At 67.6% G+C, this 12910-nt stretch carries 14 protein-coding genes; 4 read left to right on the top strand and 10 right to left on the bottom strand.

All coding sequences use genetic code 11. The annotated features are described in order from the left end of the window. Window positions 1–25 precede the first annotated feature (25 nt). The 9 genes from ACZ6YV_RS00190 to ACZ6YV_RS00150 form a co-directional block, all read right to left on the bottom strand. Window positions 26–553 (bottom strand): EF-hand domain-containing protein, encoded by a 528-nt coding sequence (locus ACZ6YV_RS00190; RefSeq protein WP_465507564.1) that lies wholly within the window; start codon window positions 551–553, stop codon window positions 26–28. Between the two features lie 118 nt (window positions 554–671). Continuing rightward, window positions 672–1286: an LppA family lipoprotein gene (locus ACZ6YV_RS00185; protein ID WP_465507563.1), complete on the bottom strand. Its 615-nt coding sequence runs from the start codon at window positions 1284–1286 to the stop codon at window positions 672–674. Between the two features lie 15 nt (window positions 1287–1301). Then, complete coding sequence (locus tag ACZ6YV_RS00180) at window positions 1302–2987, bottom strand: alpha/beta hydrolase (RefSeq protein WP_465507562.1); 1686 nt, start codon at window positions 2985–2987, stop codon at window positions 1302–1304. 50 nt (window positions 2988–3037) lie between these two features. Then, window positions 3038–3355: a hypothetical protein gene (locus ACZ6YV_RS00175; protein ID WP_465507561.1), complete on the bottom strand. Its 318-nt coding sequence runs from the start codon at window positions 3353–3355 to the stop codon at window positions 3038–3040. Between the two features lie 125 nt (window positions 3356–3480). Beyond that, complete coding sequence (locus ACZ6YV_RS00170; RefSeq protein ID WP_465507560.1) at window positions 3481–4017, bottom strand: HPP family protein; 537 nt, start codon at window positions 4015–4017, stop codon at window positions 3481–3483. Then, window positions 4014–4739 carry a respiratory nitrate reductase subunit gamma gene (narI, locus tag ACZ6YV_RS00165; RefSeq protein ID WP_465507559.1) on the bottom strand — a complete coding sequence of 242 codons (726 nt, stop codon included), beginning with the start codon at window positions 4737–4739 and terminating at the stop codon, window positions 4014–4016. The genes ACZ6YV_RS00170 and narI overlap by 4 nt, the downstream gene beginning before the upstream one ends. Continuing rightward, a complete protein-coding gene (gene narJ / locus ACZ6YV_RS00160) occupies window positions 4736–5353 on the bottom strand; it encodes a nitrate reductase molybdenum cofactor assembly chaperone (RefSeq protein ID WP_465507558.1) in 618 nt (205 codons plus the stop codon). Before narJ ends, narI begins: the two co-directional genes overlap by 4 nt. Beyond that, complete coding sequence (narH, locus tag ACZ6YV_RS00155; protein ID WP_465507557.1) at window positions 5350–6915, bottom strand: nitrate reductase subunit beta; 1566 nt, start codon at window positions 6913–6915, stop codon at window positions 5350–5352. Before narH ends, narJ begins: the two co-directional genes overlap by 4 nt. Next, on the bottom strand, window positions 6915–10607 hold the full coding sequence (locus ACZ6YV_RS00150; protein WP_465507556.1) for a nitrate reductase subunit alpha: 3693 nt from the start codon (window positions 10605–10607) through the stop codon (window positions 6915–6917). The genes narH and ACZ6YV_RS00150 overlap by 1 nt, the downstream gene beginning before the upstream one ends. 373 nt (window positions 10608–10980) lie before the next feature. Between ACZ6YV_RS00150 and ACZ6YV_RS00145 the strand changes: the two genes are divergently transcribed. The 4 genes from ACZ6YV_RS00145 to ACZ6YV_RS00130 all read left to right on the top strand — a co-directional run bounded on the left by ACZ6YV_RS00145 (window position 10981) and on the right by ACZ6YV_RS00130 (window position 12550). Then, complete coding sequence (locus ACZ6YV_RS00145; protein WP_465507555.1) at window positions 10981–11187, top strand: hypothetical protein; 207 nt, start codon at window positions 10981–10983, stop codon at window positions 11185–11187. Window positions 11188–11271: 84 nt separating this feature from the next. After that, on the top strand, window positions 11272–11595 hold the full coding sequence (locus ACZ6YV_RS00140; protein ID WP_465507554.1) for an ATP-binding protein: 324 nt from the start codon (window positions 11272–11274) through the stop codon (window positions 11593–11595). A gap of 33 nt (window positions 11596–11628) precedes the next feature. Then, window positions 11629–11805, top strand: coding sequence for a CsbD family protein (locus tag ACZ6YV_RS00135; protein WP_378242225.1), 177 nt, complete (start codon window positions 11629–11631; stop codon window positions 11803–11805). A gap of 85 nt (window positions 11806–11890) precedes the next feature. Beyond that, window positions 11891–12550 carry a pentapeptide repeat-containing protein gene (locus ACZ6YV_RS00130; protein WP_465507553.1) on the top strand — a complete coding sequence of 220 codons (660 nt, stop codon included), beginning with the start codon at window positions 11891–11893 and terminating at the stop codon, window positions 12548–12550. Window positions 12551–12557: 7 nt separating this feature from the next. On the opposite strand, the gene ACZ6YV_RS00125 is transcribed toward ACZ6YV_RS00130, so the two are convergent. Beyond that, complete coding sequence (locus ACZ6YV_RS00125; RefSeq protein ID WP_465507552.1) at window positions 12558–12893, bottom strand: cupin domain-containing protein; 336 nt, start codon at window positions 12891–12893, stop codon at window positions 12558–12560. Between the last annotated feature and the right edge of the window lie 17 nt (window positions 12894–12910).

The raw sequence follows: 12910 nt of genomic DNA, 5'->3' as shown, positions 1-12910 counted from the left end.
CCCGAAAGCCGCGACCGGACGGGCGTCAGGCGGCGAGCGGCCCGAAGACGAGGGTGCCCGGCGCCTCCGCGTCGTCACCCGCCCAGAACTCCAGCCACAGCGCGGCGAATTCGTCACGGGACAGCATTCCGTCACCGTCGGAGTCCAGCAGCGGGAAGATGGCGTCGGTGTCGGTGGGGCGGCCGTTCCAGACCTCGATCAGCTGCCGGTACTCCGCCGCGGAGATCAGGCCGTCGCCGTTCTCGTCGATCGCCTCGAACATCGCGTCGGCGGTCGCGGTCACGGCTTCGGGCATGCCCGGCAGCTTGTCCACCACCAGCAGGACCTCGTCGAGGGTGACCTTCTCGTCGCGGTTGAGATCCGACGCCGCCAGCAACGTCGTCCACCAGCTCAGCATGATGCCGGTCAGGGACCGGGCGTTCTCCGGGCCACGCCGCCGCGCCCAGCGCTCGGCCAATTCCTGGAAGTCGTTCTCCTGAAGGAAACCGTCGCCGTCGACGTCCATCGCGGCGAAAACCCCCGAGATCTTGCGCCGCTGCAAGTCGCTTGCCATGTGTCCGAACGATAGAACCGGACGCCGGGGCGGGATAGCGGCCATTCAGGGCGGTGGCGATCCACGATCGGGGGACGGCCGGTCACTCGCCGGGCTCGGGTCGTTTCCCGGTGAGTGTCTAGGTTCCGCTCGGCCGCGGCGTCCCCCGCGTGTGCGCCTCCATCGACAGGTGGCAGCCAGTCTTCAGCGTGAGCATGGTGCTGGTGCCAGTCGTCGTGCCGGTCGAGGTCGAGAGGGTCAAGTCGGCGCCGAAGCCATCGAGGAGGTGGAACTCCCGGAATTGGGGCTGATTCACTTCGAAGCCCTTCTTCGTGAAGCCGTGCTTGCCTGCGGCTTCGGCGAGCGCCTGCGTCGTCTTCGCCCAGCCGGCTTCAGGAATGACGTCTGGCAGGCCCCATGTTGTGTAGGCGGTGTACACGTCGTGGACATCGACCGCGCGGAAAGCGTTGCAACCGGGTGCCACCTCGGCCACAGTTCCCTGCTGCCACGCGGAAAAGCCGGTGACTTCCGTGAGCTTGGCACGCAGGTCGGTGAGTGCCTGGTCGTATGTCGCCTGGGCCTGCTTGGCGTCCGGCCGCTTGAGAAGCTCGGCGAACTGCTGCTGGGTCGACATGCCATCCTTGCCGTGGTCGTTGTCGAGGTAGTCCGGGCTGCTGCCGCACGCCGTGCCGGCGAGCAGGACAGCGACCGCCATCCCGGCAATCCAGCTGGTGGTTCGGGCAGCGTGCTTCATCTGTTTCACCTGGGCTTACTTCGAGATGGTCAGGTCGGGGCGGCCGGCGACAACGGCCGCCATGTTGTACTTGCTGGTGCTGTCGACGCCGTCCTTTGTGGTCAGGGTGTACTCGCTGTGGCCAGAAGAAGCCGCGAGCGGCCGGCCATCGAGCAGTGAGGTCGCGCCTTGAGTCGATAGCTGCCGCATTCCCTCCATACTGCCGGGGTCCTCGCCGAACCGCCCGCGCGTGATGTTGCCGACGTCGGCCACTGGGTCACCATCCGCTTCGAGCGTGTAGGCGTGCCCCTCGGGAACATGCAGTTGGTCGATCGAGCGGCCCGCGATGCCGCCTCCATACGGCTGGTCGGAGATACCCGGCGAGCCGAAGAACACGGCATCGTCCACACCGGTGTCGTTGTGCAGTGCGATTCCCGTGGTCAGTGAGCCATATGAATGCCCGAGAGCGGTGAGGTGCGGGTCGTCCGGCCGGGACATGTTGATTCCTTGGTCGAACCGCGCGAGCTTCTCGGCACCGTCCTGAGCCGCGCCGCCGCTGAGGACGTCGACGTAATCGCCGAGTTTGTCGGTTGCCGGCGGCTCGTAGCCGAGCCAGGTCACCGTCGCGACCGACTTGCCGCTGAGGTCACCCACCATGCGGTTGGCACTCTCGCGCACGCTCTGCATGTCGTTCACGTAGCCGGCGAGGTTCGTCTCGACCGCGGAGTTCATGCCCGGCGTGAAGACGGCGACGTGCTTCGCTGTGTCGACATCTCCATTGGCCACCGCAGCCTTCACCTTGTCTCCGGTCATGTCGAGCGACATGAGTTGCCGGTTCGGCAGCGGTTTGCCGTCCGGGCCCACCATGATGCCTTCGAGCTTGCCCAAGGCGGCGAGCCGTTCATCGAGTTTGCCGAGCTTCTCCTGGTAGTCGCGGACGAGTGGGCGGTCGCGGCCGAGATCGTCAGGGGCGTGGCGCATGAGCTCGGTGCGCTCGTCGAGCAGCTTCTGCTTCTCGTCCGCCATGAGCGCGACGTTCGCCCTGCTCCTGGCCCACGCCGCGACGCCGTCCCGGTTGCCGACCAATCCTGGGAGGTCCTTGATCAGGCGCTCTTGCTGCTGTTTCGACAGGGAGTCCCACCAGGCGGCGTTGGCCGCCGGGCCCGCGTCGACCGGCGGCGGGGCGGGGATCGACAAGGAACCGAGCGCCTCGCCGGCGTTTCCGGCCGCGGCCAGGCTGGTGCTCTCGCCGCTGGCGTCGATGGTGTGCCCGTTGATCGCCGGGTCGAGCACGGCGCAGAAGTCGTTGTCGACGTCCTCGGCGGAGAGCAGCGTCTGCTTCACCCGCTCGCCCAGCTCCGAAGCAACGACCTTCCGCTCTCGCTCGACGTCCTCACGCTGCTCCTCCGGGATATCCGGTGGCAAGCCGCGGTCGGTGATCGCACCGTCGTCCCCGATCGAGAAGTTGTGGGCGTGTGCCAGCTCTTCTGCCTCCTTGAAGCCGGCCAGCACACCAGTGGCGGCATCCGCGACGTCCCCACTGGCCCGGCGGATGGCCGCGATCTCGGCCGCCCACTCCTTGCCCTCTTCGATCAGGCGCTTTGAAGCCCCGGCTGCCGCGGTCGCCGCCATGCCCGACCAGCCACTCGGCATCGCGGCGTCCTCGAAGTCCTCGGAGCAGGCGAGCAGCTGCAAGTACTTGCCGTTGAGCGCGGCCGACATGTTCGAAAGTACGCTGGGGTTCCAGCGTCGAAGATCACCCCAAGACACCATCAGCCGGCCTTCGGCCCGCCATGAGAGACCGTGACATGCAGGTCTTGCTGAGCGGCCGCCTCATTCGCGCGATAGTTCGCCACAGCCGTGCCCAAGTCGCCGGAGTATGCCTCCCAGGCCCCAGCCCAGTGCCGGCCCTTGCTCGACCACGCACTCTTCAAGGCCGCCAGTTTGCCTGCCGAGCGAGTACCGGAAAGCCCGGCGTCACCGTCCGGGACGACACCGGCAGCATCGAGTCCGCGAGCGTCGTCGACCAACCGCCCTGCGGCCTTGCTCGCTTCGTCGATCTCTCCAAGTACAGCCTCATACCCAGCCATCTGCCACACCCCTCCCAAGGTGACGCGTGTGCTGTCTCCGTGACCCTACGACAACAGTCGGTCACCTGTGAACCACATTCGCTGAGGTCGGGGATGGCTACTCAAGATCGAGTGAGTGGATCTACTCATGCGCGGAGCATCCGCTGCGGCGCGGTGACCGGAGCGGGCGAGCGCCACCACGGATACGGAACGCCGAACAGTTTGTTGATCACCACGGCCAGCAACGCGATGAGAGCGACGCCCACCACGACCGCGACGATCTGCGGAGCGGTGTGCAGGAGGCCGAGCGCGATGATCAGGGTGGTGGCCCCGGCGGGCGGATGCGGGATCTCAAGCGCGGCCATCGCGGCGCAGGTGAGACCGAGCGCGATCGCGGCCGCCCCGATCCTGGGCCAGGAGGGATGTGTCAGGTCCGGGGCGGCGGTGAGCAATCCGGTGACGGCGAGGCCGGTGAGCCCCGCGAGGACACCGGCCAGATGGCCGAGCACCGTGTTGCGTGGGCTCGCGCCGGGCGCCTGCGGGCTCGCGAAGACCAGGAACGCGGTGGGCCCGAGCGAGGGGAACAGCAGGGGCGCCCCGGACAGGATCGCGCAGAGGCCGATGAAGACGATGCAGCCGAACGAACTCAGCGCGACGTAGGCGGTGCGGCGGAGGCGGGTCATTCCCAGCCGCGGCGCGGGTCTCGGGTGCCGACACTGCCGGGGGCGCGGCGCCGGTAGACCACGTATGGACGGAGCAGGTACCGCACCGGCGCGCTGAAAGCGTGGACCAGGCGGGAAAACGGCCACAGCGCGAACAGCACCATGGCCAGCGCGGTGTGCAGCCGGTAGTCCAGCGGCGCCGACGCCATCAGCTCCGGCTGGGGATCGAGCAGCAGGATGCCTCGGAACCAGGGCGCGACCGTCTCGCGGTAGTCGTATCCGCCGCGGAGTCCGTTGTCGACCAGGGTGTTCGCCAGCCCGGCGAGCATCACGAGTACGAGCACCACGTACATGAACTTGTCGCTGACCGAGGTGGCCCCGCGCACCGCCGGCACCCGGATCCGCCGCCACAGCAGCAGACCGAGCCCGCCGATCGCGACCAGCCCGGCGACACTGCCCATCCCGAGCGAGATCAGGTGGTAGCCGTGTTCGTCGAGCCCCGCGAACTCGGTGACGCCCTTCGGTACGAACAGGCCGAGCACGTGGCCGCCGATCACCATCAGGAGTCCGATGTGGAACACGGGGCTGGCCACCCGCAGGAGCCGGGATTCGTGGAGCTGGCTCGACCGGGTCGTCCAGCCGAACTTGTCGTGGCGGTACCGCCAGATCGTGCCGAAGACCAGCAGCGCGATCGACGCGTAGGGCGCGGCGCCCCACAGCAGCAGATCCAGTCCGGAACTCATCGGCCACCTCCGGTGCCGGTGGGGAACGGGTCGAGGCCGACCAGTTCGGCAGGGGGTTCGGCGGGGATCGGCGCGGGGGTGGCGGGCAGGGTGGCCAGCACCGCCGTGACCGCGTCGCGATACGGGGTGTCCATAGTGGACAGGTTGCGGTGCAGAAGCTCCAGTGCGGGATGAAAGCGGGCGAGCACCTGTCCGGCCTCGTCGGGACCGGCCGCGGCGGCGAACTCCAGGATCACCGGCAGGAAGTCCGGCAGCTCGTTCTCGGCGGGGGCGAATCCGTGGGTGCGGTAGAACCGGCGCACCGCGGCCAAGGTCTCGCCGCGGCGGCGTGTGTCGCCGTCGAGGAACCAGCTCAGATGCAGTGTCCGGCGGGGTTTCCGGTCGAAGACCTCGATGTAGTGCGAGGCCAGCTCGCCTGGCTCGCCCTGTTCGAGGTAGGCCACGGTGCGGGAAAGCTCGTCGTGGCCGGGGCCGGTGGTCTCGTCGAGGCAGGCGCGCAGCAGGCCGAGTTTGCCGAGGACGGCTTCGTCGGGATACTGCAGGCACCAGCCGGCGATTTGGCGCAGCGCGGCGTGATCCGGGGCCACAGTCGTCCGGGGGCGGAGGAGTTTCACCGGCTTTGCCTTCGCAGGGTCGGGAACAGCGCGTCCGGGCGGGCGCCGTCGTCCCAGCTGATCAGGTCCACTGTGGACTCCTTGCCGCCCATACCGGGGCCGCCGTCGACGTCGAGGCTGCACCGGGTGGCGATGCCCTCCAGATCGTGGGCCTGCCCGACGCCCGCGGTGGGGATGACATAGCGCTCGTCGTACTTGGCCAGCGCGAGCAGCCTGTGCATGGCGAAGATCTGCTCGCCGGTCAGGCCGACGGAGGCGGGGATGTCCTCGTCGGTCTCCTGCCCGAGGTTCACCGCGCGCATGTAGGACCGCATCGCGGCCAGCCGCCGCAGCGACCGCCGGACCGGCTCGGTGTCCCCGGCGGTGAACAGTTCGGCCAGGTACTCGATCGGGATCCGCAGGGCGTCGATGGCACCGAACAGGTTGTCGCGGTGTTCGCCGTCGTGACCGCTTCCGCTGACCGCGTCGACCACCGGCGACAAGGGCGGGATGTACCAGACCATCGGCATCGTGCGGTATTCCGGATGCAACGGCAGCGCCAGCCGGTAGTCGTGGATCAGCTGGTACACCGGCGAACGCCGCGCCGCGGTGAGCCAGTCGTGGGGGATACCGGCCGCCTCGGCGGCCCGGATCACGGCGGGGTCGTGCGGATCGAGCAGCAGGTCGAGTTGCGCGGGGTAGAGGTCGTGCTCGTCGGCGACGGACGCGGCCTCGGTGACCTTGTCGGCGTCGTAGAGCAGGACACCGATGTAGCGCAGCCGTCCGACACAGGTCTCCGCGCACACCGTCGGCTGCCCGGCTTCCACCCGCGGGTAGCAGAAGGTGCACTTCTCGGCCTTGCCGGTCTTGTGGTTGAAGTAGACCTTCTTGTACGGGCAGCCGGTGACGCACATCCGCCAGCCGCGGCACTGGTCCTGGTCGACCAGCACGATCCCGTCCTCTTCGCGTTTGTACATCGCGCCGGACGGGCAACTGGCCACACAGGACGGATTGAGGCAGTGCTCGCAGATCCGCGGCAGGTAGAACATGAAGCTCTGCTCGAACTCGAATTTGATCTGGATCCCGAGTTCGTCACGCAGCTTCTCGGCGATCGGGTCCTTGACGCCGTGTTCGGTGGAACCACCGAGGTCGTCGTCCCAGTTCGGGCCCCAGGTGGGCTGGGTGGGTTCGCCGGTGATGGCCGACCGGGGCGCGGCGGTGGGCACGTCGTCGCCCAGCGGCGCCTCGATCAGGGTGGCGTAATCGTAGGTCCACGGCTCGTAGTAGTCGGAGATCTCCGGCAGTTCCGGGTTGGCGAAGAGCTTCCCGAGCTTGGTCAGCCGCCCGCCCGCGCGCAGCCGCAGCTTGCCTTTCGCCGTCCGCTCCCAGCCGCCCTTCCAGCGCTCCTGATCTTCGTAGCGCTGCGGATATCCTTGCCCCGGCCGGGTTTCCACGTTGTTGAACCACGCGTACTCGGTACCCGTCCGGTTCGTCCAGGCCTGCTTGCAGGTCACCGAACAGGTGTGGCAGCCGATGCACTTGTCGAGGTTCATCACCATGGCCAGCTGTGCCATGACCCGCATCAGTAACGCACCTCCTGGGAACGGCGGCGGATCACGGTGACCTCGTCGCGCTGGTTGCCGGTGGGGCCCAGGTAGTTGAAACCGAAGGAGAGCTGGGCGTAGCCGCCGATGAGATGGGTGGGTTTGAGCAGCAGCCGGGTCAGCGAGTTGTGCGTGCCACCGCGTTTGCCGGTGGCCTCGCTGCGCGGCACGTTCACCGCCCGGTCCTGGGCGTGGTAAAGGAAAACGGTGCCCGCGGGCATGCGATGGGAGACGATCGCGCGGGCCACCACGACACCGTTGCGGTTGACCGCCTCGATCCAGTCGTTGTCCTTGGCCCCGATCGCTTCGGCGTCGGACGGGCTCATCCAGATCCCCTGCCCGCCGCGGGACAGGGTGAGCATGTGCAGGTTGTCCTGGTAGGTCGAGTGGATCGACCATTTGCTGTGCGGGGTCAGATAGCGCACGGTGACCTCGGCGGCGTCTCCCGTCCCGCCGGAGAGATGGTGCGAACCCAGCGGAGGCCGGTAGATCGGCAGCGCCTCACCGAGTTCGTGCATCCAGTCGTGGTCGAGGAAGAAATGCTGACGGCCGGTGAGGGTGTGCCACGGCTTGCCGTGTTCGACGTTTATCACGAACGCCGAGTAGCGGCGGCCGCCGCTTTCGCTGCCGGACCATTCCGGGCTGGTGATCACCGCAGCCGGCCGGGACCGGGTGTCGGCGAAGGTGATCTTCTTGCCTTCGTGCTCGGCGGAAAGATGCGCCAGTTCGGTGCCGACCCGCTTCTCGAGGTCACGGAAACCCTGAGTGGCCAGCCGTCCGTTGGTGGTGCCCGACAGCGCGAGCACGGCGTCCGCAGCCTTGATGTCGGTGTCGATCAGCGCCTGGCCCCGGCCCGCGCCCGTCGTCGCGACGCCGTTCTTCGCCCGCAGCCAGTTCACTTCCTCGCCGACGTCGTAGGTGAGGCCCTTGCTGGTGGCGCCCAGTTTCTCCAGGAGCGGGCCGAGCGTGGCCAGTTGCGCCGCCACCGCGGGGTAATCGCGCTCGACGACGGTCAGCTTCGGCATGGTGACACCCGGGATCGGCTCGACGTCGCCGTCGCGCCAATCGCGGACCACACCGCCCGGCTGCGCGGTCTCGCCGGGAGTGTCGTGCGTCATCGGGGTGGCGACGAGATCCTTGCGCACCCCGAGATGCCGCTCGGCGAGCTCGCTGAACCGCTTCGCGATCGTGTGGAAGGCCTCGAAGTCGGTGCGGGTCTGCCACGGCGGATCGACGGCGGCGTTGAAGGAATGCACGAAGGGATGCATGTCCGTGGACGACAGATCGTGCTTCTCGTACCAGGTCGCGGCGGGCAGCACGAGATCGGCGAACAGGGTGGTGCTGGTCATCCGGTAATCGATTGCCAGCATAAGATCCAATTTGCCGACCGGGGCGGTGTCGCGCCATTTCACGGATTTCGGCCGCGAGTCCGGCGGCGCCTCTTCACCGCGCAGGTTCGCGTCGGTGCCGAGCAGATGGCGCAGGAAGTACTCGTGGCCCTTGGCCGAGGAGCCGAGCAGGTTGGACCGCCACACCGTGAGCACCCGCGGCCAGTTCTCCGGCGCGTCCGGATCCTCGGCGGCGAACCCCAGCTTGCCTTCGCGGAGCTGGGCGGTGACGTGGTGGACGGGGTCGACCCCGGCTTCGTCGGCCTCGTCGACCAGGTCCAGCGGATTGCGGTCGAAAGTGGGGAACGAGGGCATCCAACCCAGCCGCGCCGACTGCGCGAGCGTGTCCGCGGCGCTGGTCCCGGCGAGGCTTCCGGGCGCCAGCGGGGAGGCCAGCTCGTCGTTGCGCAGGGCGTCGTAGCGCCACTGGCCGGTGTGCAGGTACCAGTAGGCGGTCCCGATCATCTGCCGGGCGGGCCGCATCCAGTCCATCGCGCCGGCCAGGGTCTGGTGCCCGGTCAGCGGCCGCACCTTCTCCTGACCGACGTAATGCGCCCAGCCGCCGCCGTTGCGGCCCTGACAGCCCGTCATCGTCAGCAGCGCCAGGAAGGACCGGTAGATGGTGTCGGAGTGGAACCAGTGGTTGGTGCCCGCGCCCATCAGGATCATGCACCGGCCGCGGGAGGCCTCCGCCGTCTCGGCGAATTCCCTGGCGATCCGGGTGACCCGCTCGGCCGGGACCGAGGTGATCTCCTGCTGCCACGCCGGAGTGCACGGCTCCGCCGGATCGTCGTAGCCGGACGGCCACCGGCCGGGCAGTTCGCCACGCCGCACGCCGTACTGCGCCATCAGCAGGTCGAACACCGTGGTGACCAGCTGCCCGCCGTGCTCGACGGCGGGCACTCCGCGCCGCAGGACGCCGTCCGCGTCGAACCGCGGAAGCAGCACCTCGACGCCTTCGTGGCCGGGGTCGTCGAGCAGGCTCAGCCGCGGGACGACGTCGCCGAGGTCCAGGTTCCAGTGGCCCTGGTCGTGCTCGTTCCAGCGGAAGCCGACGGAACCGTTGGGCACGACCGGTTCGCCGGTGCGGTCGTCGACCAGGACGGTCTTCCACTGTGGCTCGGCCGCCCCGGTGTCACCGAGGTCGGCGGCGGTGAGGAACTTCGACGGGACGTACGCGCCGTCCCGTTCGGTCAGCGTGACCAGGAAGGGGAGGTCGGTGAAGCGGCGGACGTAGTCGGTGAAGTACGGGACCTGCCGTTCGGCGAAGAACTCGGTGAGGATGACGTGCCCCATGGCCATCGCCAGCGCGGCGTCGGTGCCGGGATGCGGGGCCAGCCACTCGTCGGCGAACTTGGTGTTGTCGGCGTAGTCGGGGGAGACCACGACGACCTTTTGCCCGCGATACCGCGCCTCGGCCATCCAATGCGCGTCCGGTGTCCGGGTCACCGGGACGTTCGAGCCCCACATCATCAGGTACGCGGCGTCCCACCAGTCGGCGGATTCCGGGACGTCGGTCTGATCGCCGAACACCTGCGGTGAGGCCACCGGCAGATCGGCGTACCAGTCGTAGAAGGAGAGCATCGGAGCGCCGATCAGCGCCATGAACCGGGACCCGATCGCGTGCGAGACCATGGACATCGCCGGAATCGGCGAAAAGCCGGCGACCCTGTCCGGGCCGTATCGGGAAATGGTGTGCACATGCGCGGCGGCGGCGATTTCCGAAGCCTCGTCCCAGCTGATCCGGACCAGGCCGCCTTTTCCTCGGGCACGTTGATAGGACAGTCTCTTCATCGGGTCGTCGACCACCGAGGCCCAAGCGGTGACCGGATCGCCGTGCTGTTTCAGTGCCTCACGGTACATTTCGACCAGTACGCCTCGCGCGTACGGAAACCGTACCCGGGTCGGGGAATAGGAATACCACGAAAAGGAGGCGCCGCGCGGGCATCCGCGCGGTTCGTACTCGGGCTTGTCGGGGCCGACGGAGGGATAGTCCGGGTCTTGGCTCTCCCAGGTGATGATCCCGTCGGAGACGTACACGTTCCAGCGACAGGAACCCGTGCAGTTCACGCCGTGCGTCGAGGGGACCACCTTGTCGTGGCTCCAGCGATCACGGTAGAACGCGTCGCCTTCCCGGCCTCCGGTCAGATGCACCGAATGCAGATCGGCCGAACTCTCCGCGCGGGTCAAATAACGGCCGAGGCGGAGCAGGGCGGTGGTCGCCGCGCCTTCGTTGTGGTGGTTTTCGGAGCCTTTTTCGGTGGCTTTTCGTGGCGAGCGCACGCTCGCGACCTCCCGACTAAAGTCGTGAATGAGGCAGACAGCGCGAACAGGACGTGCCGAGTCTGTCCGGGAACAATGCAAGGTTAGCGGCACCGCGTGCCGGTTGTCTTTCCGCGAAGGTGATCATGACAGTTGATCACTCGAAAAGACCAGTAAGTAAATGGTCGGGTAATGGCGTGGTAATTGCCGTGAGAAATTGGATTAATCCATTCTGTCGGGCGATCGAAATATGCGAGGCTGCGAATTCCTGGAACCGGTGCCCCTGGGGGAACGCGGATGCGGGGCCGGGCAAACCGGAAAACGCGGAACAAGTAACGCCGTACGCTGAACAGGGTCGAAAGTATGTATAACGACCTACACCCGGAGGAGAAGGATGACAGGCGAAATCGAACGAGCTGCGCACGCGTACTGTCCCGTCTGCAACCCGGATATCGGCCTCGGTGACCAGGTCACCGCGCTCTGCGGGGCCGCCCATCCCTTCTGGGGCCGTCGCGAGCGGCCGGTGAACAACTGCCCGGCGTGCGAAGCCGTCGTCGCGAAAACGGTCTACCCGTGCGGGCACACAGGTGGCGAGCGGTGAAAGGCCGGTCGTTAAGGTTCGGGGAATTCGGGGTACCAGGTCCACACGAGCCCGTGACGGGTCGCCGAGAACAGGGAGGTCCCCGTGTCCACCGAGGAGGCCGCGCCCGCCGGCTCCGAGGTCGAAGTCCTGACCTTGGACGTGGGCGATGACCTGGGGGAACTGGCCCGGGCCCGCGCCTGGGTGCGCGCGGAGCTGCATGACGTCGCCGACAAGGCGCTCGCCAGCCCTCGCCCGCCTTCGGAAACCGGCGGCCGAGGCCTCGCCCTCGTCGAAGCCTGCACCACGAAGTGGGGGCAGGACCACCGTGACGACGGCAAGACCGTCTGGGCGGAACTCGACCTTGGCGTCTCAAACGTGTCGGGAGCCACAGCGGATTCGCCGTTTTCGGGGCGCGTCACCGGGTAACCGGAGGGCGGCGGACAACGAATGGAGGCCCTGATGAACGACAAAGCGGAAAACAAGGTCGACGAGCTCAAGGGCAAGGCTAAGGAAGCCGTCGGGAACGCCACGGACAACGAGCAGTGGCAGGCCGAAGGCAAGGCCGAGCAGGGCAAGGCCAACGTCAAGCAGGCAGGCGAGAAGATCAAGGACGCGGTGAAGGGCGTCCGCGACTGACCTCGTGGTCTGAACAGGGGGTCCGCCTTTCGGGGCGGGCCCCTTTTTGCTCGGCGAAGGCCGGCCCTGGGGTACCGTCCGGATCATGGAGTTCCGGGATTTCGACGGCATCAAGGTGCGGCGCCCTTCGGTCGAACGGGAAGACCTCACAGGCGAACCGGCCCTGTTCGAAGGCTACTTCGATCTCGACTCCGTCCATCTCGACGGCGGCGACCAGGGCGGGGTCCGCGGCGGTGGGGAGATCGTGCGTTCCCTGGTCTCGGAAGTGAGCCTCGCCAACGCCAGGCTCGACAGGCTGACGCTGTCCGATGTGATCCTCGAAGGCGTCGACCTGTCCAACGCGGCCATCCGCGAACTCTCGGCACGCCGCGTCGAGATCCTTCGTTGCCGTGCGATCGGGCTGGGTGTGTCGATCGCTTCCGCCTCCGATCTGTACGTCGAGAACGCACGGTTCGACTACGCGTCGCTGACGGTCGAGCGGGTGAAGGGTTCGGCCGTGTTCTCCGGATGTTCGTTCCGGGAGACGGTGTTCTCCGGCGACCTGTCGCGTCTGACCTTTGTGGACTGTGACTTCACCGAAACGGAATTCGCGGCGACCGCGGCGGTGGACTGTGATCTGCGCGGTTCGCGGTTGTCCGGCGCCCGTGGCCTGCTCACCTTGCGTGGCGCGAAGATCACCGCCGAACAGGCCGTCTCGGTCGCGGGTATTCTCGCGGCCGAGAGCGGACTTTCGGTCATCGGCTGACCCGGCGTCAGCCTTCGGGATAGAAGACGAAGAGCGTGCACCCGGTCGCCGACGCGGGCACGTGCCACGAACCGGCCGGAGCGTGCAGGAAAGTCCCCGCCGGATAGTCGCGCGCGCCGTCGTTGAAGATGCCGGAGACGACGTACACCTCCTCGGATCCCGGTTCGTGAACGTCGCGATGCGGCCATGAGGTGCCGGGATCCATCTCCAGCATGTTGGCGTGCGCGCCGTCCGTGCCTGTCCACAGTGGACGCACGCGGATTCCGGGGAAGAGCTCGCGAACGGGGGATTCCTTGACGGAGACGGAAGTGTAGCCCTCTTGGGCGAGGATCTCGGGGTGCATGAGCCCATGGTGCCGCG

It is taken from the genome of Amycolatopsis sp. NPDC102522 (genome assembly GCF_055584485.1).
The sequence above is the reverse complement of the archived record's forward strand: the minus strand, read 5'-3'. Positions and strand labels throughout refer to the sequence as shown.

Bases quoted from the DNA above. Each gene is read 5' to 3' on its own strand.
- ACZ6YV_RS00180 (WP_465507562.1), bottom strand. From the start codon at position 2,987: ATGTCGGCCGCGCTCAACGGCAAGTACTTGCAGCTGCTCGCCTGCTCC.
- ACZ6YV_RS00145 (WP_465507555.1), top strand. From the start codon at position 10,981: ATGACAGGCGAAATCGAACGAGCTGCGCACGCGTACTGTCCCGTCTGC.
- ACZ6YV_RS00190 (WP_465507564.1), bottom strand. From the start codon at position 553: ATGGCAAGCGACTTGCAGCGGCGCAAGATCTCGGGGGTTTTCGCCGCG.
- ACZ6YV_RS00135 (WP_378242225.1), top strand. From the start codon at position 11,629: ATGAACGACAAAGCGGAAAACAAGGTCGACGAGCTCAAGGGCAAGGCT.
- ACZ6YV_RS00125 (WP_465507552.1), bottom strand. From the start codon at position 12,893: ATGCACCCCGAGATCCTCGCCCAAGAGGGCTACACTTCCGTCTCCGTC.
- ACZ6YV_RS00175 (WP_465507561.1), bottom strand. From the start codon at position 3,355: ATGGCTGGGTATGAGGCTGTACTTGGAGAGATCGACGAAGCGAGCAAG.
- narH (WP_465507557.1), bottom strand. From the start codon at position 6,915: ATGCGGGTCATGGCACAGCTGGCCATGGTGATGAACCTCGACAAGTGC.
- narI (WP_465507559.1), bottom strand. From the start codon at position 4,739: ATGAGTTCCGGACTGGATCTGCTGCTGTGGGGCGCCGCGCCCTACGCG.
- ACZ6YV_RS00130 (WP_465507553.1), top strand. From the start codon at position 11,891: ATGGAGTTCCGGGATTTCGACGGCATCAAGGTGCGGCGCCCTTCGGTC.
- ACZ6YV_RS00185 (WP_465507563.1), bottom strand. From the start codon at position 1,286: ATGAAGCACGCTGCCCGAACCACCAGCTGGATTGCCGGGATGGCGGTC.
- ACZ6YV_RS00170 (WP_465507560.1), bottom strand. From the start codon at position 4,017: ATGACCCGCCTCCGCCGCACCGCCTACGTCGCGCTGAGTTCGTTCGGC.